The following is a 23239-nucleotide window of genomic DNA, read 5'->3' on the forward strand; positions in this document are numbered from 1 at the left end:
CAAGAGCAGCTGACCATACATAGCAGTGACTTATATGTTGAAAAATAAACTAGATTTATATACTTAATAACACCCTAACTCTGCAGAATATAAAAACCAATGTTTTTTTACACAAGCTGACGACATATAAATGCTAGATGACATGTGACGTATTTCTGGAAATTGATAATTTTCATACTCTTTCTCTGGCACACCGTAAAAAGCGCGGAGGTGATCTGGTACAACGCCATCATATCGATCTTCCATTCTCTCAATCTCACTTTGCATAGCTGCCTTTGGGTTTCCAGATAGAAACATCGCAGTTCGAATTGCTGCGGTTGGTGTACGGTGTAACAGCACATATATGAGTAGCCATACCCCCATAATACTCATAATTATTCTTTTTTGTTTACGACTCATCCATATCTCCTTCTATGATTCAAGAAAAAAGTGCTAACACCATTATACAAAAAATGTGTTAACACTTTCTATTTTTGTAAAACTTTTATTCTCCTTTAAACACCGGCGGACGCTTCTCTAAAAACGCAGTAATTCCTTCCCTGTGGTCCGCTGTTCTTCTCATTGCATATTGACCGCGTTTTTCAAGCTGCAGCGCTTGCTCTAACGAAGAACGATTTAATTCAGCCAAAATTTGCTTCGTTTGAATCATAGCTGCAATTGGTTTTTGCAGCCATTCACTAATTTTCTGTTTCACTGCATCTTGGAAGTTCTCACCGATTACTTCATCAATCATGCCAATTTCAAGCGCTTCGGTTGCTGGTAATTTCTTTCCTTCCCAAATAATTTCTTTTGCCATATGCTCTCCAAGGCGCTTTTGTAAGAAGAAATGTCCGCCGCCATCTGGAATTAAAGCGATTCCAATAAAATTCATCGCAATAATAGATGAAATATCAGCCATTACGTAATCAGCTGTTAAAGCAATGCTAAGTCCAAGCCCTGCCGTTGGACCATGAATCGCACTAATCACAAGCTTTGGCATTGTATACAGCGTTACAATAATTTCTGAAATAGTATTCATAATGCCTTCAAACGCACTTTCATCTCCGCTTGCTAACATCGATTTAATATCGCCGCCCGCCGAAAAACCACGGCCGTTTCCACATAGTACAACGACATGAACAGAACTTTCAGCTACTTCTTTTAACTTTTGTAATAATTCTTTTAACGTTTGCTCATCTAATGCATTTAATACTTCTGGACGATTTAACATAATCGTCGCAACTCGTCCTTCATATTGTAAAACTACTGATTCCGCCTTGCTAGAAACTGTCATAAACTCTCTCTCCTTCTATAATCTGTTATCCTTATATAATTATAGAAAGGGCTTTCAAAAACCTTCTTTTTTCTTAATTTTCTGTCGAATTTACACTAAATTATTTTACATTTATTTACCATATCAATAAAATAGTGTATTGTGAAAAAGCAACATTCATTTCTTCGATTATGAAAGGGGACAAAATGGGTACGAAATTGATACAAAAGAAACAGAATTTCACGTATTTCTTTCTATTATTCATCGCACTGCAACCCGTCTTAGATTTGTTAACGTCATTGTCAATTCAAATGCTACATATGGATGCAACGTTAAGTATTGTTGTACGTTTTAGCGTGATGCTTCTTGCGATGATCTATCTATTTATTTATCAGAAAAATAAAAAGCCTCTCGCATATATTTGCCTACTAGGCGTTACCATGACAGCTGGACTTCTTAATAATCTCGTTGTAAAACATCCAATTTCACTTGGAGAAGAAGTTAAATTTATGGCCAAATGTATGTATCCAATCGTTATGTTGTTTGGATATATTCTTGTATTTAAAACTTTGCAGAACAAGCAAAATTCGTACGATACATTATTACGGTATTTCTTATATGCAAGTTTATTCATGAGTATTGTCATGGTCATTTCCATCGCAACTGGCACAGACTATCAAAGTTATACAATTGAGAAAATCGGCTCGAAAGGATGGTTTTATGCCGCAAACGAAATCGGTGCCATTTTAGCCATTACATTCCCTGTTGTTGTCCTATATTCGATTCATAAGACAACTTCTTTTACGCAATCATACTACTGGATTCCGACAATGCTAGCACTATATTCCAGTATTATGATAGGAACAAAGGTTGCATACATATCTAGTATTTTGACATTAGGAGTGGCACTATTCTTTTCGTTTATCGAATATATGATGAAGCGAAGCCGTCCGCAGCTTATTAATACAATGCTCGCCTTGATTGTATTAGGAGGCATCATAATTGTAACGCCGTTTACCCCCATCGCCAAAAACATGGGAATTCATTTACAAATATACAATAAACAGCATACAAATGAACAAGAACAACAGCCTAATAAACAAGAACAACAACCTAATAAACAAGAACAGCAGCCTAATAAACAAGAAGAAAGAGCTTTAACAACTGGAGAAGTAAACAGTTTAATTTATAGTGATCGTGACAAATATCTAATCATGCACCAAAAGTACTTTCAAGAAGCACCACTATCACAAAAATTGTTAGGCATGGGATATGCCGGAAACTATGAAAAAACACCAAAAGTGATAGAAAGGGACTTCCATGATCTATTCTTCTGGTTCGGAATCATTGGATTCATCATGTACCTACTACCACTTGTTTACTTCGGCATCAGGCTTACGTTTCGCATTCTCACAAACTTCAAATCTATTTTAACCATAAAATATATGTTGCTTGGCACGGCAATCGTACTTGCAATTGGCATCGCATTTACAGCTGGACATGTATTTACCGCACCGGCTGTCAGCATTTTCTTTGTTGCCTTGCTCGCTTATCTGATTGTGGACTTACAAGCAGAGTGATATAATGAACCATCACATTATTAATTACAATTACGGAGGACCTATGCTAACTTTTGAAGAAAAATTAACGATTATTGAATCATTTCCTGAGCTAGAAAGAAAAAATGTCTCTCTAGGACGCATTAATTTTCATTATGAAGAAAGCCGTCTAGACAAAAAGAATGTTGTATACCATTTACACCCGAATGGAAATGGGTTTGTCTATGCCGGGCATCTAAAAGGCTACAAAACGAACGATAAAGGAATGGTGAACATCCGCGATTTTTCAGCGGAAGAACTTCGCTCCTTACTTGAAAAATCAATGGCTGTCCTTTCACAAGAACCAGTAGAAGAAGTTGTAATTGCGGAGAACTTTCAAGAAGAAGAGTGGATAAATGAGGACAAACATATCTTAACTCTTATTAAAGAAGATGAAGATATGTGGAACGTTTATGCTGGGATACAGTTAGATGGTACATTTAACTCTTACAAAGAAGCAGCACAATACCTTGATGAAGAAGGATTCACACGTAAATAAGAAAGACGGGTCTGCACTATATCGGCGACTCACAAGTAGAAGGAGGTGACCAAAATCACCTCCTTCTTTTTCTTTTATCCTAACAGTGCAAGGAGCTCACTCAGTTCCTCCTCAGTCAAATCACGCCACTGCCCTGTTTCTATTCCATCTATTGTTATGTTCATAATCCGAATGCGCTCTAACCTCGTAACGGTATAACCAAATGCGCGGCACATCCGGCGAATTTGCCGATTCATCCCTTGCGTCAAAATAATTCGGAATACAAGGTCGCTGATCCGGTATATATCACATGGATTCGTTTTTCCATCGCGGATCGTTACACCTCCGGCCATTCCTTTTAAGAACGCATCGTCAAATGGCTTGTCCACTGTGACAATGTATTCTTTCTCATGACCATGTTCGGAGCGCATCATTTTATTTACGATATCACCGTCATTTGTCATTAAAATTAATCCTTGTGATGCTTTATCTAAGCGGCCAATTGGAAAAATGCGTTCCGGATAATTCACAAAATCAATAATATTCCCTTCAATATGCTTCGCCGCTGTACAAGTAATCCCTATCGGTTTATTTAATGCAATATAAATGGGATGTTTCTTCCTAGGAATCGGCTTCCCATCAACAAGTACAATGTCATCAGGCTCTACTTCTTGTCCAGGTTCACAAATTTCGCCATTCACAGTAATTCGCTTTTCGGCAATGAGACGATTCGTTTCTCTTCTTGAATAATAACCTGTTTCACTAACGAATTTATTAATTCTCATATGAAGTCCTTTCTCAGTTGAATTCACTTTTCCTATTCTATCATGAATGGATCTTATAATTCGGATTCAAAATATAAAATGATAATCCACATTGAACTTAACGAGCGAAATTGCGAATAAATTTAAGCATTAGCTACTGACTTCCGCATACGAAAATCAATACTAAAAAACTCCGAGTAGCCCTGTAACTGACAATCAGCTATATTACTTTGGCCTTGAAACATACATGTTTGAATTCATCAAGCTAACAACTCTAAATATCCTAATACCTTTTCATTATTTTTCCTGCAGCACCCAATAATAAAACCAAAAAGCAAACCAAAAGAACCAAAAGAGAGGAAGTATATTGAGCCATCTGACTACCTTATATTGACCTCTTTGATAAAATATTCTTGCCAGTATTGCTGTTACTAAAAATGTTAAGACAAAACAAGGATAGGAATAGAAAATGCACTGCCTGAAAATATCATTTTCTGAGCCTGGTGCATCAAAAATCATCCCCGTCAAAATACCTGGAATGAACCCAAATATAGCTAACAAGACATAAAGTAGCTGCATAGCATTCATTCTATCTTTCACCTTTTTCTCCATCATCCTACTTCCTCTTCTTGCATATCACATCAATATTCAACAGACATCTTAATCAGATTTCCTGTTTTATCAATCGACACATACACATTGATAAAAAATATATTGAAAAATAAAAATATTGAATTTCCAATTATTATAACAAAATTATAAAAAAAACACAGCTACAAAACTGCAGCTGTGCTCCTACGCTACCCTAAGATTTCTTCGCTTCCTTCAAAGATTCACGGAGTATAAATTTCTGTAGTTTCCCGCTCGCATTACGCGGCAGTTCTTTCGCAAATTCGTAACGACGAGGACGTTTATAATCAGCTAATTCATCACTTTCCTTACAGTAACGTTCTAATTCTTCTTCTGTTAATGACTCATCTTTCTTCACAACTACCGCGACGACGCGCTCGCCCCATAGTTCATCTGGTTCTCCAAGTACAGCCACATCTAAAACACCATTATGGCTATGCAAGAAGTCTTCAATTTCGCGCGGATAAACGTTCACACCCCCGCTAATGACCATATCGTCAACACGATCTGCCACGTATAAATAACCATCTTTATCAAAATAGCCAAGATCACCGGAATGATACCAACCTTTATACATTACTTTTTTGGTTGCTTCTTCGCGGTTATAGTATCCAGCCATCATACTTGTCCCGCGTATAATGATTTCTCCAACTTCGTAAGGCGCAAGTACATCGTCTGGTTCTGATGGTTCATCTTCATTTGATTTCACGATGCGCACTTCATGACTAAAGCAAGGCGTCCCTGCTGATCCTGCTTTTGTAATTTGATCTTCTTCTACAAGAAACGCTACAACAGGTCCAAACTCTGTCATCCCGTAAATTTGCACAAGATCGATATACAGACGTTCTTTACATTCTTTCACAAGCGCCGGCGCCATTGCCGCTCCACCGTAAACTCCTATCTTCATTGAGGTTAAATCATATTTTGATAAATCTTCTTGCAGTAGCATGTTCCACATTGTCGGTGCTGCGAAGAACGTTGTAATTTTCTCTTCTTGAATTGTGTCTAGCACTGTTTTCGTATCAAAATGATGCAAAATCACATTTTTCCCGCCAACTTGAATTCGTGGCAAAATACCGGCGTTCAATTCGCCGCAATGATATAGCGGAGCAACAACTAATCCAACGCTATTACGTGTATATTTTATATAATATGTACAAATCATACTATGTTCAGCCATGTCCCGGTGGCGGTGCAGCACGCCTTTTGGATTCCCAGTCGTACCGCTCGTATAAAGCATCGAGCAATAATCCATTTCATCCACTTCAATACTTGTCGGTTCTGCCTTTGCTTCATTTACTTTTTCATGATAAGAAGCGGCATAGGACGGCGTGTCCTCTTCAATGTACCAAAATGAAGTATGCGGAAAGTCACGTTCAATTAACGCAATTGTTGATTCAACTTCTTTTTCAAACACAACAACTTTAGAGGAAGCATCTTGCAGTATGTAGGAAACTTCTTTCGCTTTTAAACGGAAATTGATCGGGTTAAAGATTGCGCCAATCTTCGCACAAGCGAGGTAAACTGTTACAAATTCATGTGAATTATATAAGTAAACAGAAACGCGGTCTCCTTTTCGTACGCCTTCTGCAAGAAGTGCGTTTGCCGTTTTATTTACTTCCATATCCCACTGTTTATATGTAAAGCGAATGTTTTTTGCAGGTTCTACTAACGCTTCTTTCTGTGGATATTTTTGCACAGCTAAATCAAAAATTCTGCCAACAGTCATGTACATACCGCATGTTCCCCCTTTTAATTTTCATAATTTTATGAATTCGTTCACAAATAGACATTTCCTGCTCATTTTTACTTCCTTTTTCTGATCATTCTCGACAACCTTTTACAAAAAAAAGAAACCGCCAAACTGGCGGTTTCTTATCCGAATAACTCTTGTAAAATTTTAAGTTTATCTTCTGTATACTTTATATAGCCATCATTATATGACTTTGGATCTTTCGGGTTCGCAAAGTGCGTAATCGCACCCGTCTTTGGATGAACAAATTTACTTGATGCACCGCAGCCAAGACCGATAATAGACTGCACTTCTTCCATAATGACGATATTATAAATACTTTCTTGGCTTGGGATTGCATAGCCAACGTTCTCTAAGTTACCTAAAATATTCTTTTGACGATATAAATAATATGGTACGTAATGATGCTCTTTCGTCCACTCTTCTGCTTCGTGCATCATCGCGGTAATCTCTTCGCGGCCTGCCACTTTATATTTACGCTTATTTTGCGTCATTTCAGAAGCACGCTTAAAGGATAATGTATGCACCGTTAACGATTCTGGCATAAGCTTTTCTGTTTCTTCTAGCGTATGTTTAAAGATATCTAATCCTTCACCTGGAAGACCGATAATTAAGTCCATATTAATATTGTTCATACCCATTTCGCGAGCAAGATGATACTTTTCAATCGTTTCTTCTACTGTATGATGACGTCCAATTGCTTTTAATGTTTCTTGATGGTACGACTGCGGATTAATACTAATGCGGTCAATATTCCATTTGTTTAACACATCTAGCTTCTCTGGTGTAATTGTATCTGGACGCCCTGCTTCTACCGTTACTTCACGAACTTGCTTTACATCTGGAAACGACTCATACATTTCTTCATACAGCATGTCCATTTCTTCAGCTGTAATACTTGTCGGCGTACCGCCACCGTAGTAAATCGTCGTTACTTTCACGCCTTTTTCTTTTAAAAACTTACCAATTTCACGAACTTCATAATGCAAACCACCTAAGAATGAATCAACAGATCCTTGACGTCCATTAATCGCATAAGCTGGGAATGTACAATATGCACATTTCGTTGGGCAGAACGGAATCCCAATATAAATACTTACTTCTTCTTTTAAACGATATAAATCTGGCACAACAGATAATTGACAATCGACAATGCGTTGCATCAGCTCAATTTTTTCCTCATGAATTAAATAGCTCTCACGCAGTTCATGATGTGCTGCTTCTTTTGACATACCACTTTGCAGCATTTTATGAAGAAGCTTCGTTGGACGCACACCTGTTAAAATTCCCCACTTTTGCTCCACGCCTGTTAACTGCTGAAGAACAGATAAATATACATAAGAAACAACATGTTTTACTTGCTTCATACGTTCCTTTTCTTCCGTAAAGGACGATAAATCTTTAGAAAACGTCTCTTCATACACATTTCCAGTCAGGGTTTCTGTTAAACGAGCAGAAGCCGTCACATTTCCTTCTATGTTTATATCAACAATGATATTTGCATCTTCTTGTTCAAATGCTACTGTACTTTCTTCAAAAAATAAGCCGCTAATATTTTGCAGCGGACGTAAAAAACGATCATCTTGTAACGTTTTAATTGAAATTAACAACAATCATCACCTTTTCTATTTTCAAACTTCCTTTAGTTTACTTGAAGGGTGATAGGAGGTCAACAAGGAACTCCTGGGATGGGAAAACCCCTCTTTTTTTTAAATAAGCGAGAAGATTTAGGCGGTCAGGGCCTTTTTCTGCCATGTGCGGCGCTATAAAACAAAAGGGCAAAACGAGTGCATATCTCTTTTTGTTTACATAACAGTAAATTATACATTCTTCTCGAATCCATTTATGTCAAACGGTCTTTATCTTTCTATCAATCGCTGATATATCACAAAGAAATCTCAGGCACCCGCCTGAGATTTCCGATTACCATCTCTTCATTTGGAGATGATTGTTTAAAAATTTAATTGGAAACTGTTTTCGAAAATGTTCTTTGATCATATATTGTACGCCGTTTTCATCATTGGAGCGTGTTATCCAATCGGCAGCTTTTTTCAATTCAGTTGGGGCATTGCCCATGGCTACTCCTAATCCAACGCTTTCAATAACATCTAAATCTTCGAAGCTATCTCCAATCGCTACCATTTCTTTTAACTCAATACCGAGATGCTCACCTAATAATTGTAGTCCGCGTAATTTTGATACATGAGGCGGTACGATTTCAATTTGTGTTTTCCCGCACTCAATACACTGCACATTTTCAAATGATTTTTGTAAAGTCGTAAGCGCACGTTGCTTTTCACTTTGATTTGCAAATGTCACATCAATTTTCGGGGCAGCTACTGGCTGATCACGCAGTGCATCGCCAAGCGAATCTACAAATTGGACCGGATAAAAGAGTGGATCCGAAGTGGACAAAACTGTTCGGGCAATTAAATTTGGCGTATGCTGATGGCGATTGCCAATGGAAAACTTTTCGTGAGAAATACGAACGTTACATTCAAAATGTTCGAGTACCTGCACAATATTAAATGTTGTTTCTTCTGATAATCGTTTTTGGATTAACGGTTTATCTAATGAAGATGAAATAAATGCTCCGCCATGCGTCACCAATAAGGAATTCAATTTTAATGATTTCGCTACTTTGTGAGCAGATTGAAAGTTTCGGTTCGTAAAGAACGTAACGTATACACCTTTTCTCTTTACAAACTCAATCGCTTCACGTGTCCCTTTTTGTAACTTTCCATTTGAAAGTAGTAATGTCCCATCTATATTAAGAGCTAGCAAACGATAAATCATGATGCAGTACCCCCTTTTCTTAGCTGCACTGTTCTATCATTAATTTATGAAACAACAATGTTAATTAGAACGAATTGGCATTTGTGCAATGAATTTGCTTTAATAAGATACAAAGCTACGAAAGGAGTTTTCTAAATGAAATGGCCACTTTCTTTGTATGAAGGTGATACACTAGACGTTGCGAAGCGATTACTTGGACATAAACTCGTTCATGTCGTAGATGGAGTAAAACGAAGCGGAATCATTGTCGAAGTAGAAGCATATAAAGGACCTGATGATAAAGCGGCACATAGCTATGGCGGCCGCCGCACAGAACGAACAGAAATTATGTACGAATCTCCCGGCCATGCTTACGTATATCTTATTTATGGTATGTACCATTGTTTTAATGTCATTACAGCACCAGCAGGAACCCCGCAAGGTGTGTTAATTCGGGCTTTAGAGCCAGTAGACGGCATTGAAGAGATGAAACAAGCAAGATACGGAAAAACAGCAATTACAAAATCACAGTTCAAAAACTTAACAAATGGACCTGGAAAGCTCTGCAAAGCAATGGGAATTACATTAGAGCAAAAAGGGCTTCTCCTTACGAGTGATGAACTATATATGGAACAGGTTTCTCCAGAACATCATCTTTCTCATACATATAACATTACCGCAGGCCCGCGCATTAATATTGATTACGCTGAAGAGGCGGTGCACTATCCATGGCGCTTTTACTTTCAAGGGCATCCGTTTGTTTCTAAATAAAGTAAAAAGGTGTTTTCAAAACATGAAAACACCTTTCTTTTTATCACTTCGCATATCTCATATGCTTCTTTTGTTCACGAATATCTAATTCAGGAAGGTGTTCATGAACAAGAATGATGACTTCCTCAATTAACGATTCTAATTCCTCTTATTTAAATATTTCGTCCAAAACAATGGATTACATCACCCTTTTGTAAAAATAAAAAAACACTTCCTCGCTAACGAGAAAGTGTCTCTTCCTTATGATTACATATGTTCGTTATATAAGTCTTCAAGCGGCTTCATCGTAATTTTGTTTACATCGCCGATTAAAACATTTAAACGTTGCTCTGCTTGCATTAAGTTTGTAATTTTTGCGTTTTGTTGTACCATTGCTACAACTTCTTGCGCTTTTTGGTTATCTTCTTCTGTTAATTGCTCGCCTTGCATCATTTTTTGTTGAAGCTCCATTTGCATCATACGGAAACGATCAAATAGTTGCTTCGCATCTGCATCTGCTTGTACTTCTGCATAGCTCACTTTTAATAATTGAAAATCAGGATGTTCTGCAATTGCTTTTTGTAATTCATACGCCACATCATGCATGTTTTTTGCCATTATATATATCCTCCTTGCAATGCGATACATTATCACATTGTTTATATGTTTTCGTTCCTTACATACTCTTCCTACGATATCAGACTATGTATCATATGTGAAGTAAATTCACCTTATGACATAACAATTAATAATAAGCCTTGCAGAGCTCCAATTACACCACCAAGTAATGCACCTAAATACGTAATCATTTTCAATTCACTTTTTGTAATAGATAAAACCAGTTCTTCTATACGCTCAATTGGAAATGATTCTACTTCTTGCTGGACAATATCAGCTAAATGCAAGCGCTGCATAATATCCCCGATATGATTCGTCGCCCACTGCAGTCCATTGCGCACAACACTTGGAATCACATTATTTCTTACATTATCACGAATCGGAGCACATACATCGCGAACAGATTGATTGAATATAGTACTTACCGTTTGTTCTACTTTCACAAAAGACAGAATGCCTTTTAGGACAGCTTCTTTTGAAATGAATGCTTCTACTTCACTCACTTCACGCTGTTTCAGCTTTTCCCACTCTTTTCTCATCACATCAGACAGCAATTGTTTCGTTCCCTCTTGCTGCAAAAACTTAATCACTTCTGGCTGCAACTTGTCGACTAAACTTACATTCCCTAAAAACATGCCCACTAAATTTAATAATGTACCACGCGATGCAAAAAAGTCATCAATCATTTTAGAGAGACGCTGTTTCCCTTCTGCACTTTCAAAGAAATCCATAGCTTTTCGGATAATAAAAGCAGCTGCATCTGGCATTTTCTCGTCAATCTTTTCATGAATAGACAGCGGCAGAGCTTGTTCCCATGTATAAGCACGATAGGTTTCAAATAATGAATCTACTTTATGTATTATGATACCTTCAATTTGCTTTGTAACTCGTTCTTCCATATGAATCATATCCAGTTGCTCTAACACTTCATGCAATGTTTGCTCATTCATTAGAACTTTGTCCACTGCTGTTTGAGCCCAACCGATAAGCTCTTGATGAAACAACTCATTTGTTAACTTCTTCTCAATTCCTTCTGGTGTTAATAAATGATCAACAACCATCTTCCCTAATTGTACAGCTAACTCATCCCGGCGCTTCGGAATTAATCCAGGCGTAAAGGGTACCCGAAACTTCCCAATATATTTTGGATGATGCGGTCGAAATAACATTTTAATGGCAAGATGATTTGTATATCCGCCAATAACCGCACCTATTCCTGACGTTGTTAGCAGATTTAGCCACATATTCACAATATATCAACCTTCCGTTTCTTATATATAAATCCATTTTCATTTTTTAACATATAAATCGCCACTTACTTTCTCCCTTTGTTTTCATTCTTGCATGTAGCAAAAAATCCAACCTAAAAAGAAATGGGTTTTTAATCGATTTATACACATACCCTCCATTATAACTGCTATACAATGCGCCAGTAAACGAGATACTAGTCAATTCATTAAAAATAGTACTCATAGTTGGTATAAGACACATTTCTGTGAATATTACTCAAGTAGATACATGTTTAGTTCCCTATAAAAGGAGGTTGTCTTATGGTTCTCGGACTATTAACATCACGTTTCCATCATGAGCGAGAATACTACACAGAAATTGCAAAACGCTCATGCTTCCATCACATTACCGTTGCCCAGTTTACTCCCTTTAGCATCAATCCCCAAACAGAGCTTGTGAACGGACTTGTTTTTGATGCCAATCAGCAAGATTGGGTAGAAAAGCAATTCTCCATTCCATCTCACATCTATAATCGATGCACATACAAAACTGAAAAAAATATGAAGAAGGCGCTCCCAATTATCAAATGGTTGCAAAGCCGCCCGCAATCCGTATTTTTAAACGCTGAACTTCCAAATGAAGCCGATATGTATGAAACTCTTGCCACAAATAAAAAGCTAGCACCATATGTTCCAGTAATCAAACATGCAAATGAAAAGACAACTCTGCAATTATTACAGACAAAAAAAGATGTGATTTTAAAGCCCTGTCATCCATTTTCAAAACAAAGCATTCATCACATTTCTTATCAAAACCGAATGTTTCATGTTACTACATTAGAACAAAATCAATGTTTGACAAAAACATTCCAAACAAAAGAACCATTTTTATCTTGGTTACAATCGGCGCTGCAAACATCTGAGTATAACGTACAATCTATGGTGCGAACATCCCCTGTGCATATTCGTTCTTTTTTACAAAAAAACAAAAACGGTATATGGGAAGAACAAGCAAGGCTAATCCAAATAGACGACACACCTTATTCTTTCTTATTTCCTCTTACACAGCAAATACGTTGTATTCCGTTTACAAAGTGGCAACATCAGCTATCTAAGATTGACTTTACACTGCTGCAGGATAGTTTACACAACATTACGAAAGAAGTCCCTCAAACTTTAGAAAATGCCTTTTCTCACTTATTTGAATTAGAACTTTCGATTGTAATGGACAATAACGGTGCCGTTTGGCTCTATCATATCAATTCCAACCCTAGTTACTCCGCCTTTACCAAACAAAATGTTGATTTAACTGAAAAAATATGTACCGCACCGCTTCATTATTACCGTCATCTAAATCAGAACAAAAACAGTAAACAGGAAATGTAAATACACGAAAAACCCGTCTCAACTTTTTGCTGAGACGGGTTTTTATATGAGCTGTACAGTGACTTCGGTTTGCCTTTCACAAACCGGGCAATATAACAGATGAAGGCAATATTGCTGTGAGTCATGTGCAGATAGTCCATCAACTTTCTCTAGCAGTTCTTGATCCTGATATGCACTATATGGTCCTAGATAATCGACTGTTTTCCCGCAATCTTGCAGCTGGCTCGTACAATTAGGACAAGTATATTCTTTATGTTCTAATGCATTACAAAGCGGACATATCGCCATTTTGATTCCTCCAAAAAAGGGACGGTATTCCCGTCCCCTATAACCATTTTCATTTATTTTTGGAAACCACCTAAATGTTGCTCTGCATAAGATACAAGACGTTTTGTAATTTCACCGCCAACAGATCCGTTTGCGCGTGATGTTGCATCTGGGCCAAGTTGTACGCCGAACTCAGTTGCGATTTCATACTTCATTTGATCTAAAGCGCTTTGTGCACCAGGAACTGCAAGACTATTGTTTCTAGCCATGTTATATCACCTCCTTGTATTGGTGTATTCATAGTATGTAAAAGCACATTTTTTCTATGCAAATAGAACATGTGTAATTTTTGGCATTTGTTTAAATTTACAAATTTTACAAAATAATATCTCGCATATCTTTCTACGTATCATCCATACTATGAGTACAATCACTCCACACGATGGATTAGTGCCAAACGGGGCAATTCTGGTTCAACTCCAGCTAATCCAACCAAAACTCACACTAAGGAGGATATATACTATGACAAACCGTAATTCCAACCAATTAGTAGTACCTGGTGCAGAGAGTGCTTTAGACCAAATGAAATACGAGATTGCAACTGAATTTGGAGTAACATTAGGTGCAGATACAACAGCTCGTGCTAATGGTTCAGTAGGTGGAGAAATTACAAAGCGTTTAGTAGCAATGGCTGAACAAAGCCTTGGCGGGTTTCACAAATAAATATATATGGCAAAAAGGTCTCAAGCATCGCTTGAGACCTTTCTATATTACTGCAGCATTTGTAAAAACTTCTTCGTACGTTCTTCTTTCGGATGTACCAAAACTTCTTCCGGTGTACCTTGTTCCACAATGACACCGCCATCCATAAAAATAACACGGTTCGCAATTTGATGTGCAAAGCGCATCTCATGCGTAACAATGACCATTGTCATACCTTCCTGTGCAAGTTCTCGCATTACTTTTAGCACTTCTTGCACAAGTTCAGGGTCAAGTGCTGATGTCGGTTCATCAAACAAAATGACTTGCGGCTCCATCGCTAGCGCACGCGCAATCCCTACCCGCTGCTGCTGTCCACCTGAAAGCTGAAATGGATATAAATCCATCTTATCACCGAGTCCTACTTTTCTCAGAAAGTACTCCGCTTTTTCTTTTGCTTTCTCTTTTGATACGTTCTTCACTGTGACAAGGCCTTCCATTACATTTTCACGCGCTGTAAAATGCGGGAATAAATTATGATGTTGAAACACCATACCTGTTTGCGTGCGCAACTGTACAATATCACGCTTCGTCACTTTTTTCGAAAAATCGAGTGTTTCCTTACCGATACGAATGACACCACTATTCGGTTTTTCTAGTACGTTTAGACAACGAAGCAATGTTGTCTTCCCCGAACCAGAAGGCCCTATAATAACAACAACTTCACCTTTATCTACTTCCATATCAATTTGCTTCAAAACGGTGTTATCACCGAAACTTTTTTGTAAATGTTGAATTGAAATCATAAAAACAAAAACTCCTTTTAACAAGGATTATTTTAAAACATAACGCTCCGCTCGTTTTTCAAGCATTTGCTGTACAATCGATAGTAAGAAACAAATGACCCAGTAAATCAGTCCTGCTTCTGTATAAACGATTAAAAATTCATAGTTTGTCGCTGCAATTTCCTGCGCTTTCCGAAACATTTCCGTTACTAGAATTAACGACGCCAGCGATGTGTCTTTAATCAAACTAATAAATGTATTGGATAGAGGCGGAATCGAAACGCGCGTTGCCTGTGGCAGAATAACGCGGCGCAGCGCTTGCGGGTACGACATACCAACTGTATACGCCGCCTCCCATTGCCCTTTCGGAATTGATAAAATCGAAGCGCGAATAATTTCTGAAGCGTACGCTCCGACATTTAACGAAAATCCAATGATTGCTGCTGGAAAGGAATTAATTGTAATCCCTATTGTCGGCAGTCCATAAAAAATAATAAATAACTGAACAAGAAGCGGTGTCCCGCGAATAATAGATACATAGATGCGTGCAATCCACTCTAGCACACGATTTCCCGAAATGCGGCATAGCGCTGTTACCGTTGCTAACGCTAAACCAATTATAAATGTAATCAATGTGAGCGGTATCGTATTGAAAAGAGCACCCTTCAGCATAGGCATGAAGGATGCTTTTGTTATATCAATCCAAACAGATAATCGATCTAAATCCAATATAGCATTACTTAGATACATCTTCACCAAACCATTTCTTCGATATTTTTTCGTATGTGCCGTCTTTTTTCATATCATCTAATGCTTTGTTTACTTCAGCAACCAATTTGTCGCTGCCTTTACGGAACATTAAACCACTTTTTGATGCTTCTTTTTCTGTATCAACAATTTTTACTTTTGCATCTGGTTTTGTTTTTAAATAATTCAACACAGATAAACGATCATTAATTGTGAAATCAACGCGTCCAGAGTTTAATAATTCAACCGCTTGGTTAAATCCTTCTACCCCAACGATTTCTGCACCGTTTTTCTTCGCGATGTCGCTGAAGTTACTTGTTAAAGACTGTGCTGCTTTTAAACCTTTCACATCTGTGAATTTTGCTGGTTTATCTTTATCTTTTGGAATCACAAGTACTGCTGAAGATGATACGTATGGATTAGAAAAATCATATTTCTTTTGGCGATCTTCACGAATTCCGACTTCGTTCGCAATCATATCAACACGCTTTGCATCAAGTCCAGCAAATAAGCTGTCCCATTGTGTTTCTTTAAATACTGCTTTCACCCCAAGACGTTTTGCTACTTCTTCTGCAATTTCAACATCAAATCCAGTTAACTTTCCATTTCCATCATGGAATGTGAACGGCGGGTATGTACCTTCTGTTCCAACAACAAGCTCTCCGTTCTTCTTAATTTGCTCAAGCGCATCTTTGCTAGTGCTTGGCGCTGTATTATCTTTTGCTTGTTTTCCGCAACCTGCTACAACTCCTACAACTAATAGTGCAAGTACGAAAAATGAAAGTAATTTTTTCATGATAGTAATCCTCCAAGTATTCTGATAGGAATTTAAGAATAACATTAACGTATTCTATTCAATCTTGCAACATTTTTCAATCAAAATGTTCTCACTTAGTGTATCCTTTTCAATTAAAATCAATCATGTGAACATCGAAGCACAAAAAAAGAACTTGCCACTTTGGCAAGTTCTTCAAGAATCTAACACACAATATCCAATCATTCCGCATAATAACAAAAAAAACGCAATGTTAAAGGTAACTGATAATTCCTCCATTTATATTCCCCCTTTCGTTCAACGTACCATATAGACAAAGGGGAAATACGTCCTACTTGTAAACATTACTTTAAAAGTATCTGAACATTCCGTGAACATTACGCACTTTGACTATTTGCCATTTGCGTATTATACATTTCATAGTAGCGTCCTTGCTTTTCCATCAACTCTTCATGCGAACCTTTTTCAAGAATCGTTCCACGATCTAGTACGATAATTTGGTCAGCACTTTTTATCGTTGATAAACGGTGGGCAATAATAAATGTCGTTCGCCCTTTTTTCAAGACTTCGAGCGCCTGTTGAATTACTGCCTCTGTTTCCGTATCGATGCTAGATGTTGCTTCATCTAAAATTAAAATGGATGGATCAAAGGCAAGTGCCCGAGCGAAAGAAATAAGCTGCCTTTCACCTGTTGAAAGCGTACTTCCTTTTTCCGTTATTTCCTCCTCAATGTTACCCGCAAAACGTTCTGCTCCAACGTCACGCAGCGCTTTCACAATCGTTTCTTTCGAAATACGTTCTTGCTCTAAACTTACATTAGAAGCAACTGTTCCTGTAAATAGAAATGGATCTTGCAGAACAATTCCCATATGTTCGCGAAGCGCTTGTTTTGGAATGTCTTTTATATCGTATCCATCAATTTTGATGCTGCCTTTTTGAAATTCATAAAACTGAAAGAGTATATTCATAATCGAGCTTTTTCCTGATCCAGTATGGCCGACTAACGCAATTGTTTCCCCTTTCTTCGCATCAAAGGAAATATTCTGCAGCACTTCATCTTTCCCGTTATAAGAAAACGAAACATTATCAAAACGAACATTTCCTTGCATTTGCGGAATGTGCTCTTCCTGCACTGCTTCTCCCTTTTCATCTAACAATTCAAACACACGCTCAGCAGCAACGCGCGCTTGCTCTAAGTTCGCTAACTGATTCACCATATTTGTAATTGGTGAGAATAATCGCGTTAAATAATCAACGAACGCGTATAACACACCTAACGAAATCACTCCTGCTGCACTTAATGATGCGCCGCCAAAGTACCAAATCACACCAGTAAATGCAATGTTGCGGAGTACGCCAACTAAGTTATGAGACGTTGCTGCATTTAAACTTAAAATTTTATTTTGGTACATATAATACTCTTCGTTTAATTGTTCAAACTCTTGCTTTGTCGCACGTTCTTGACGAAACGCTTGAATGATCGGCATCCCTTGAATGGATTCATTCACTTTTCCATTAATGTCCGACAAGCGTGAGCGCATTTTATGATTGTATACAGATGCATATTTTCGATAAAAAATTGCCCACACACATAAAATCGGAATTAAGATTAAACACATAAGCGCAAGCTTTGCATCCAATAAGAACAAGGCAACAAAAATACCAATAATATAAATAAAGCTAGAAAAGAATGTCGATAATACCGTTACATATAGCTCGCGAATCGCCTCCGTATCATTCGTCACACGAGAAACAATTTTCCCGGCGGGCAAATGATCAAAGTAGCGAATCGGTAATGTTTGAATGTGAGAAAACACGTCTTCTCGCATAATTTGAATAATTTTATTCGCTGCTTTTTGTAAATAAAATTGTTTTCCATATGCAAAGAGGGATACAACAAGTAAAAGAGCTAAATATCCACCTCCGAGTAACAATAATCGTTTTATTTCTGGTTGATAAAACGAGAAAACTTCCTTCCCTGTAAGCTTAGTTCCTTTATATACTTGCGCCGCTTTCCCTTGTTGAATCGTCACCATGTCTCCTTTTACAGAGCGCGTTCCTTCAAGTGAAAATTTATTCGGAATAAAATAATAGTCGCGGCCAATTTGAACAATGCGCACTTCTTTCCCTTTCTGCTCACCTGCTTCAAACCGATCACTTCGCTTATACCAAGTGTTGTGATAAAAAACAGCATCATCTCCTTCTACTGTTTCATACCAAGGCCTTTCAATGCCAACAATATGTTCATCAATCATCGTTTTCGCCACAAACGGCCCAGCTAATTCCGCAATAACGAAAATAAATAACATCGCTAAAGCAATGCCAATCGTTGCTTTTACTTTCATCGCATATTGAAATAATCGTTTTCCAACACTCATATTTTCACCTCGCCTTCTACGATTTCCCCTTGTTGTCTTTCAAACTGTTCTGTATACCAACCGCCCTTTTGAATCAGCATATTATGCGTTCCTTCTTCAACAATTTTCCCATTATCCATCACGAGAATCCAATCCGCATGCTGCGTTGCGGATAAACGATGCGTTGTAATAATCGTCGTTTTTCCGCTTCGTTCTTTCCTAATATTTTCAATAATTGCGGCTTCCGTTCTTGCATCAACTGCTGATAACGAATCGTCTAAAATTAAAATTTCTGGATTTTGAATGACTGCACGTGCAATGGAAATACGCTGTTTTTGCCCGCCAGATAGCGATACACCTTTTTCTCCAACAAGCGTTTCAAGTCCATCTGGCAAAAATTCCAAGTCTTTCGTAAAAGCAGCAATTTCAATGGCCTTTTGCAGCTCCTCTTCACTTGCTTCTTCGTTCCCAAATAAAATATTTTCCCGCGCTGTTTTGGAAAATAGAATGTGTTCTTGCGGAACATATCCAACCCAGCTTAATACTTGATCGATATGAATATTTTGCATCGGTATACCTGACACTGCAATTTCCCCTGTCCCAAGTGGATACTGACGCAGAAGCTGCCGAACAAGCGTTGTTTTTCCGCTTCCTGTTCTTCCAACAATCCCAAGCGTTTCTCCTCTGCTAAGCGAAAACGAAACGTTTTTTAAATTGAACGTAGAAGATGTCGGGTAAGAAAAAGATACATCTTCAAAATCAATACAGTCTGGCTGATGTACACGTACAGGTTTCTTTACGTTTTGTACATCTTGCTTATATGCTAACGTTTCATTTACACGATCAAGCGATGCATTCCCGCGCTGCATGACATTAATCAGCTCCCCAATCGCAAACATCGGCCAAATCATCATGCCAAGGTACACATTAAACGATACAAGTTCCCCAAGCGTTACCTCATTTTGAAATACTAAAAACGCCCCGTACACAAGGCCGATTAAATAACTCATCCCCACAAGCATTTTCACTGTCGGTTGAAAAAGCGAATCAATTTTTGCGACCTTCATATTCTTTTCATACACATCTGTCGCTAACGTATTGAAGCGCTTCTCATCTTCTCTTTCCTGTACATAAGCACGAATCACACGTACACCGGCAATTGACTCCAGCACTTTATCATTCATATCGCCAAATGTATCTTGAGCAACTGTAAAGCGATCATGTAGCTTCTTTCCATAAGTACTCACTGCATACGCCATAATCGGCAACGGTAATAGTGCTGCAAGTGTTAACTTCCAACTAATTGAAATGCCCATCATCAGCACAATTGTCAGCATATATAAACTCGAATCAACGAGTGTTAAAATACCAAATCCAGCTGTCATGGCAATTGCTTTTAAATCATTCGTTGCCCTCGCCATTAAATCACCTGTACGGTTTTTCTGATAGAAAGTTGGCGTCATCTTCAGCAAATGTCCCATAAATTTCGTACGCATCGTTTTTTCAAGCACAAATGCACCGCCAAATAACTGATATTGCCACACATAAGAAAGTACATAACCTGCAGCTGCTGCCATGAGCAACATCCCTACATACTCCATAATTCCCGCGTTTGTTAAATCCCCAGCTTTTATATCATCAATTGCTAATCCAATTAATTTTGGCGGGATCACCTCAATGACATTGACAAAAAGTAAACAAACAATCGCAATGCTATACCTTTTCCAATGCATTTTAAAAAACCATGTTAATTTTTGTAATACAGAAAACAATATAACCTCTCCCTTCTCGTTGTTGTATAAACATAGACTCGTTATCCGCTATCTAGCGTCTCCGTTTTTACCATACGCACCTCATACTTTTCCATCGTCATTCCTACCTTCCTAAAATTACTTATTGAAACTATACAAATGTATAGGAACAATCTAAAAAAAGAGACAAAAAAAGGCATACCGTCGCTTTGACGATATGCGAAAAACGCATAAAAGCGTACGTTACGGCACACGCAACGTACGCTTTCTTTTCAGGCTAACAAGAAGCGTTATTTGTCCGTAGAGGTTGCGTGATGATATTTATTGTGTAAAACATGTAAGCCAGTCATATATACGATTACAATCATCACGCGCACCTCCTTCTTCTTTTATTTTCCATTTTTAATTTTATAACTTTAAAGACTTTTCTGTCAATTGTTTTTTTATTTTAGGCTTTGTTAAATAAAAATGTAATTATGACCCATAAGCATAGGGACGGGGGGTTAGCCACCTTAACATAATACGGGTGGGATAAATACTTTGTTGATATGATAACTATTGACAATGGTTTTCCTCGTAAACCCAATCCATCAGCATATCTTCATTTACACACAAAACACAGAATCGATTTCGTTATTTGGGATAGAGAATTAGATTTATTACTCGCAAAAGAATTGGGAATTTTAACGTGCATTTTTCAAAGTCAAAGTGATTTAGCTGATTATCATTTACAGGACTACTCATAATTTTTTAATACTGATATTTCGTTAGCAAAACGAGTGGTCGATTAGTAACAAATACAGGAAAAGGACCAAATCTTGGTCTTTTCCCTGTATTTGTTACTATCAACATAATTCTTTAATATAGCCTTATTTTACAACAAAGAAAGCGAGTGCAAAAACCGTGCCAAAAATAGATTCACAAACATTTCATTTGAAATTTTTTTTCAAACCCCCTACAATCACCATATACTCACTCTTACAAGTCACTAATTTTTAGGAGGACTTACTATGCAAACTAGCAAGACGTATAAGTTTTATATAAACGGAGAATGGAAAGAAAGCTCGTCAGGGCAAACAATCGATATTTCATCTCCATATCTTCATGAAGTAATCGGACAAGTACAAGCCATTACTCGCACAGAGGTAGATGAAGCGATTCAATTGGCGAAAGAAGCGCAAAAAGACTGGGCCGAAGCATCTCTTCAAGATCGTGCACAGTACTTATATAAATGGGCTGATGAGCTCGTGAATATGCAAGATGAAATTGCTGACATCATCATGAAAGAAGTCGGCAAAGGGTATAAAGATGCCCAAAAAGAAGTTGTTCGTACAGCTGATTTCATTCGTTACACAGTAGATGAGGCTATGCATATGCATGGTGAAAGTATGATGGGCGATAGCTTCCCTGGTGGCGCTAAATCTAAACTTGCGATTATTCAGCGCGCTCCACTTGGCATCGTTCTTGCAATCTCACCATTTAACTACCCTGTCAACTTAGCAGCTGCTAAGCTTGCACCGGCTCTTATTACAGGAAACGCTGTTATCTTTAAGCCAGCTACACAAGGTGCAATTAGCGGTATTAAAATGATTGAAGCCTTGCATAAAGCAGGCCTTCCAAAAGGACTTGTTAACGTAGTAACAGGCCGCGGTTCTGTCATTGGTGATTATTTAGTAGAGCATTCTGGCATCGATATGGTATCGTTCACAGGTGGTACACATACAGGTACACATTTAGCGAAAAAAGCAGCTATGATTCCACTTGTCCTTGAACTTGGCGGAAAAGACCCTGGTATTGTACGCGAAGACGCAGACCTACAAGAAGCTGCCAAACATATCATTAGTGGGGCATTCTCTTACTCTGGCCAACGATGCACAGCGATTAAACGCGTCCTTGTACATGAACATGTAGCAGATGAACTCGTTCGCTTATTACAAGAAGAAATTACAAAGCTATCTGTTGGTTCTCCGGAACAAGACAGCACGATCGTCCCACTAATCGATGACAAATCTGCGGATTTCGTTCAAAGCTTAGTAGACGATGCAATTCAAAAAGGTGCAACTGTTATCATCGGCAACAAACGTGAGCGTAACTTAATCTACCCAACACTTCTTGATCACGTCACAGAAGATATGAAAGTCGCTTGGGAAGAGCCATTTGGTCCGATTCTCCCAGTCATTCGCGTTACTTCTGACGAACAAGCAATTGAAATTGCCAACAAGTCTGATTTTGGTTTACAAGCAAGTGTATTTACAAAAGATATTAACAAAGCATTTCACATTGCAAACAAAATCGAAGCAGGCTCTGTGCAAATTAACGGCCGCACGGAACGCGGCCCAGATCACTTCCCATTCATCGGTGTAAAAGGTTCTGGTATGGGCGCACAAGGTATTCGTAGAAGCCTTGAATCGATGACGCGCGAGAAAGTAACAGTATTGAATTTGATGTAACGACATCAAAAACCTCTTTTTAGATGGGCGTGAACCCCTGTCAGGGCCTTTTTCTGCCACGGGCGAGGTTTAAAACAAAAAGATATTCGTTTGACTTATAGGTTGAAAAATCAAAAGAAATTTACTTATAAAGGGAAGTAGGAAATAGTTTCTACTTCCCTTTATATTTTTTTAA

At 38.0% G+C, this 23239-nt stretch carries 22 protein-coding genes and 1 pseudogene; 7 read left to right on the top strand and 16 right to left on the bottom strand.

Annotation, left to right across the window (positions count from 1 at the left end; all coding sequences use genetic code 11):
- Positions 1-63: 63 nt before the first annotated feature.
- Complete coding sequence (locus tag AB1280_RS13770; RefSeq protein ID WP_272190325.1) at positions 64-399, bottom strand: hypothetical protein; 336 nt, start codon at positions 397-399, stop codon at positions 64-66.
- 85 nt (positions 400-484) lie between these two features.
- Positions 485-1273, bottom strand: coding sequence for an enoyl-CoA hydratase (locus AB1280_RS13775; RefSeq protein WP_272190324.1), 789 nt, complete (start codon positions 1271-1273; stop codon positions 485-487).
- 185 nt (positions 1274-1458) lie between these two features.
- On the opposite strand from AB1280_RS13775, the gene AB1280_RS13780 reads away from it, so the two are divergent.
- Together AB1280_RS13780 and AB1280_RS13785 are read left to right on the top strand one after the other, a co-directional pair.
- A complete protein-coding gene (locus tag AB1280_RS13780) occupies positions 1459-2832 on the top strand; it encodes an O-antigen ligase family protein (protein WP_429756178.1) in 1374 nt (457 codons plus the stop codon).
- A gap of 43 nt (positions 2833-2875) precedes the next feature.
- The gene (locus AB1280_RS13785; protein WP_272190390.1) at positions 2876-3349 is read left to right on the top strand and encodes a hypothetical protein; all 474 of its coding nucleotides are present in this window, start codon (positions 2876-2878) and stop codon (positions 3347-3349) included.
- Positions 3350-3423: 74 nt separating this feature from the next.
- Here the strand turns inward: AB1280_RS13785 and AB1280_RS13790 are convergent, their stop codons facing one another.
- The 5 genes from AB1280_RS13790 to AB1280_RS13810 form a co-directional block, all read right to left on the bottom strand.
- On the bottom strand, positions 3424-4113 hold the full coding sequence (locus AB1280_RS13790; protein WP_429756179.1) for a pseudouridine synthase: 690 nt from the start codon (positions 4111-4113) through the stop codon (positions 3424-3426).
- A 276-nt stretch (positions 4114-4389) separates the two neighbouring features.
- Positions 4390-4707: a hypothetical protein gene (locus AB1280_RS13795; protein WP_429756180.1), complete on the bottom strand. Its 318-nt coding sequence runs from the start codon at positions 4705-4707 to the stop codon at positions 4390-4392.
- A gap of 190 nt (positions 4708-4897) precedes the next feature.
- Positions 4898-6457: a fatty acid--CoA ligase gene (locus tag AB1280_RS13800; RefSeq protein ID WP_429756181.1), complete on the bottom strand. Its 1560-nt coding sequence runs from the start codon at positions 6455-6457 to the stop codon at positions 4898-4900.
- A gap of 140 nt (positions 6458-6597) precedes the next feature.
- A complete protein-coding gene (locus tag AB1280_RS13805; protein WP_429756182.1) occupies positions 6598-8088 on the bottom strand; it encodes a coproporphyrinogen III oxidase in 1491 nt (496 codons plus the stop codon).
- A 310-nt stretch (positions 8089-8398) separates the two neighbouring features.
- The gene (locus AB1280_RS13810; protein ID WP_272190317.1) at positions 8399-9271 is read right to left on the bottom strand and encodes a Cof-type HAD-IIB family hydrolase; all 873 of its coding nucleotides are present in this window, start codon (positions 9269-9271) and stop codon (positions 8399-8401) included.
- A 135-nt stretch (positions 9272-9406) separates the two neighbouring features.
- Here AB1280_RS13810 and AB1280_RS13815 point away from each other — a divergent pair, with 135 nt between their 5' ends.
- On the top strand, positions 9407-10021 hold the full coding sequence (locus AB1280_RS13815) for a DNA-3-methyladenine glycosylase (protein WP_272190316.1): 615 nt from the start codon (positions 9407-9409) through the stop codon (positions 10019-10021).
- Positions 10022-10267: 246 nt separating this feature from the next.
- Here AB1280_RS13815 and AB1280_RS13820 read toward each other — a convergent pair whose 3' ends face one another.
- Together AB1280_RS13820 and AB1280_RS13825 are read right to left on the bottom strand one after the other, a co-directional pair.
- A complete protein-coding gene (locus AB1280_RS13820) occupies positions 10268-10618 on the bottom strand; it encodes a YlbF family regulator (protein ID WP_272190315.1) in 351 nt (116 codons plus the stop codon).
- A 113-nt stretch (positions 10619-10731) separates the two neighbouring features.
- A complete protein-coding gene (locus AB1280_RS13825) occupies positions 10732-11862 on the bottom strand; it encodes a DUF445 domain-containing protein (protein WP_429757343.1) in 1131 nt (376 codons plus the stop codon).
- 306 nt (positions 11863-12168) lie between these two features.
- Between AB1280_RS13825 and AB1280_RS13830 the strand changes: the two genes are divergently transcribed.
- Positions 12169-13233 (top strand): YheC/YheD family protein, encoded by a 1065-nt coding sequence (locus tag AB1280_RS13830; protein WP_429756183.1) that lies wholly within the window; start codon positions 12169-12171, stop codon positions 13231-13233.
- Positions 13234-13275: 42 nt separating this feature from the next.
- On the opposite strand, the gene AB1280_RS13835 is transcribed toward AB1280_RS13830, so the two are convergent.
- Positions 13276-13521 (bottom strand): hypothetical protein, encoded by a 246-nt coding sequence (locus AB1280_RS13835; protein WP_272190313.1) that lies wholly within the window; start codon positions 13519-13521, stop codon positions 13276-13278.
- A gap of 53 nt (positions 13522-13574) precedes the next feature.
- Positions 13575-13769: an alpha/beta-type small acid-soluble spore protein gene (locus AB1280_RS13840; RefSeq protein ID WP_020061041.1), complete on the bottom strand. Its 195-nt coding sequence runs from the start codon at positions 13767-13769 to the stop codon at positions 13575-13577.
- Positions 13770-14022: 253 nt separating this feature from the next.
- On the opposite strand from AB1280_RS13840, the gene AB1280_RS13845 reads away from it, so the two are divergent.
- On the top strand, positions 14023-14223 hold the full coding sequence (locus AB1280_RS13845; protein WP_020061040.1) for an alpha/beta-type small acid-soluble spore protein: 201 nt from the start codon (positions 14023-14025) through the stop codon (positions 14221-14223).
- 47 nt (positions 14224-14270) lie between these two features.
- Here the strand turns inward: AB1280_RS13845 and AB1280_RS13850 are convergent, their stop codons facing one another.
- From AB1280_RS13850 to AB1280_RS13870, 5 genes are all read right to left on the bottom strand, one after another.
- Entirely contained in the window at positions 14271-15005 is a 735-nt protein-coding gene (locus AB1280_RS13850; RefSeq protein ID WP_429756184.1) for an amino acid ABC transporter ATP-binding protein, read from the bottom strand.
- 27 nt (positions 15006-15032) lie between these two features.
- A complete protein-coding gene (locus AB1280_RS13855) occupies positions 15033-15734 on the bottom strand; it encodes an amino acid ABC transporter permease (protein ID WP_429757344.1) in 702 nt (233 codons plus the stop codon).
- A complete protein-coding gene (locus AB1280_RS13860; protein WP_429756185.1) occupies positions 15721-16527 on the bottom strand; it encodes an amino acid ABC transporter substrate-binding protein in 807 nt (268 codons plus the stop codon). Before AB1280_RS13860 ends, AB1280_RS13855 begins: the two co-directional genes overlap by 14 nt.
- Positions 16528-16883: 356 nt before the next feature.
- Positions 16884-18884 (bottom strand): ABC transporter ATP-binding protein, encoded by a 2001-nt coding sequence (locus AB1280_RS13865; RefSeq protein ID WP_429756186.1) that lies wholly within the window; start codon positions 18882-18884, stop codon positions 16884-16886.
- Positions 18881-20635 (bottom strand): ABC transporter ATP-binding protein, encoded by a 1755-nt coding sequence (locus tag AB1280_RS13870; protein WP_429756187.1) that lies wholly within the window; start codon positions 20633-20635, stop codon positions 18881-18883. The genes AB1280_RS13865 and AB1280_RS13870 overlap by 4 nt, the downstream gene beginning before the upstream one ends.
- 440 nt (positions 20636-21075) lie before the next feature.
- Between AB1280_RS13870 and AB1280_RS13875 the strand changes: the two are divergent.
- Both AB1280_RS13875 and AB1280_RS13880 read left to right on the top strand, forming a co-directional pair.
- Positions 21076-21360: pseudogene (locus tag AB1280_RS13875) on the top strand (HAD family hydrolase); the annotation flags it as partial.
- A 264-nt stretch (positions 21361-21624) separates the two neighbouring features.
- Positions 21625-23064 (top strand): NADP-dependent glyceraldehyde-3-phosphate dehydrogenase, encoded by a 1440-nt coding sequence (locus AB1280_RS13880; protein ID WP_272190306.1) that lies wholly within the window; start codon positions 21625-21627, stop codon positions 23062-23064.
- The last annotated feature ends 175 nt before the right edge of the window (positions 23065-23239 follow it).

Source organism: Bacillus sp. S10(2024), from assembly GCF_050473865.1.
In the GTDB taxonomy this organism is placed as follows: domain Bacteria; phylum Bacillota; class Bacilli; order Bacillales; family Bacillaceae_G; genus Bacillus_A.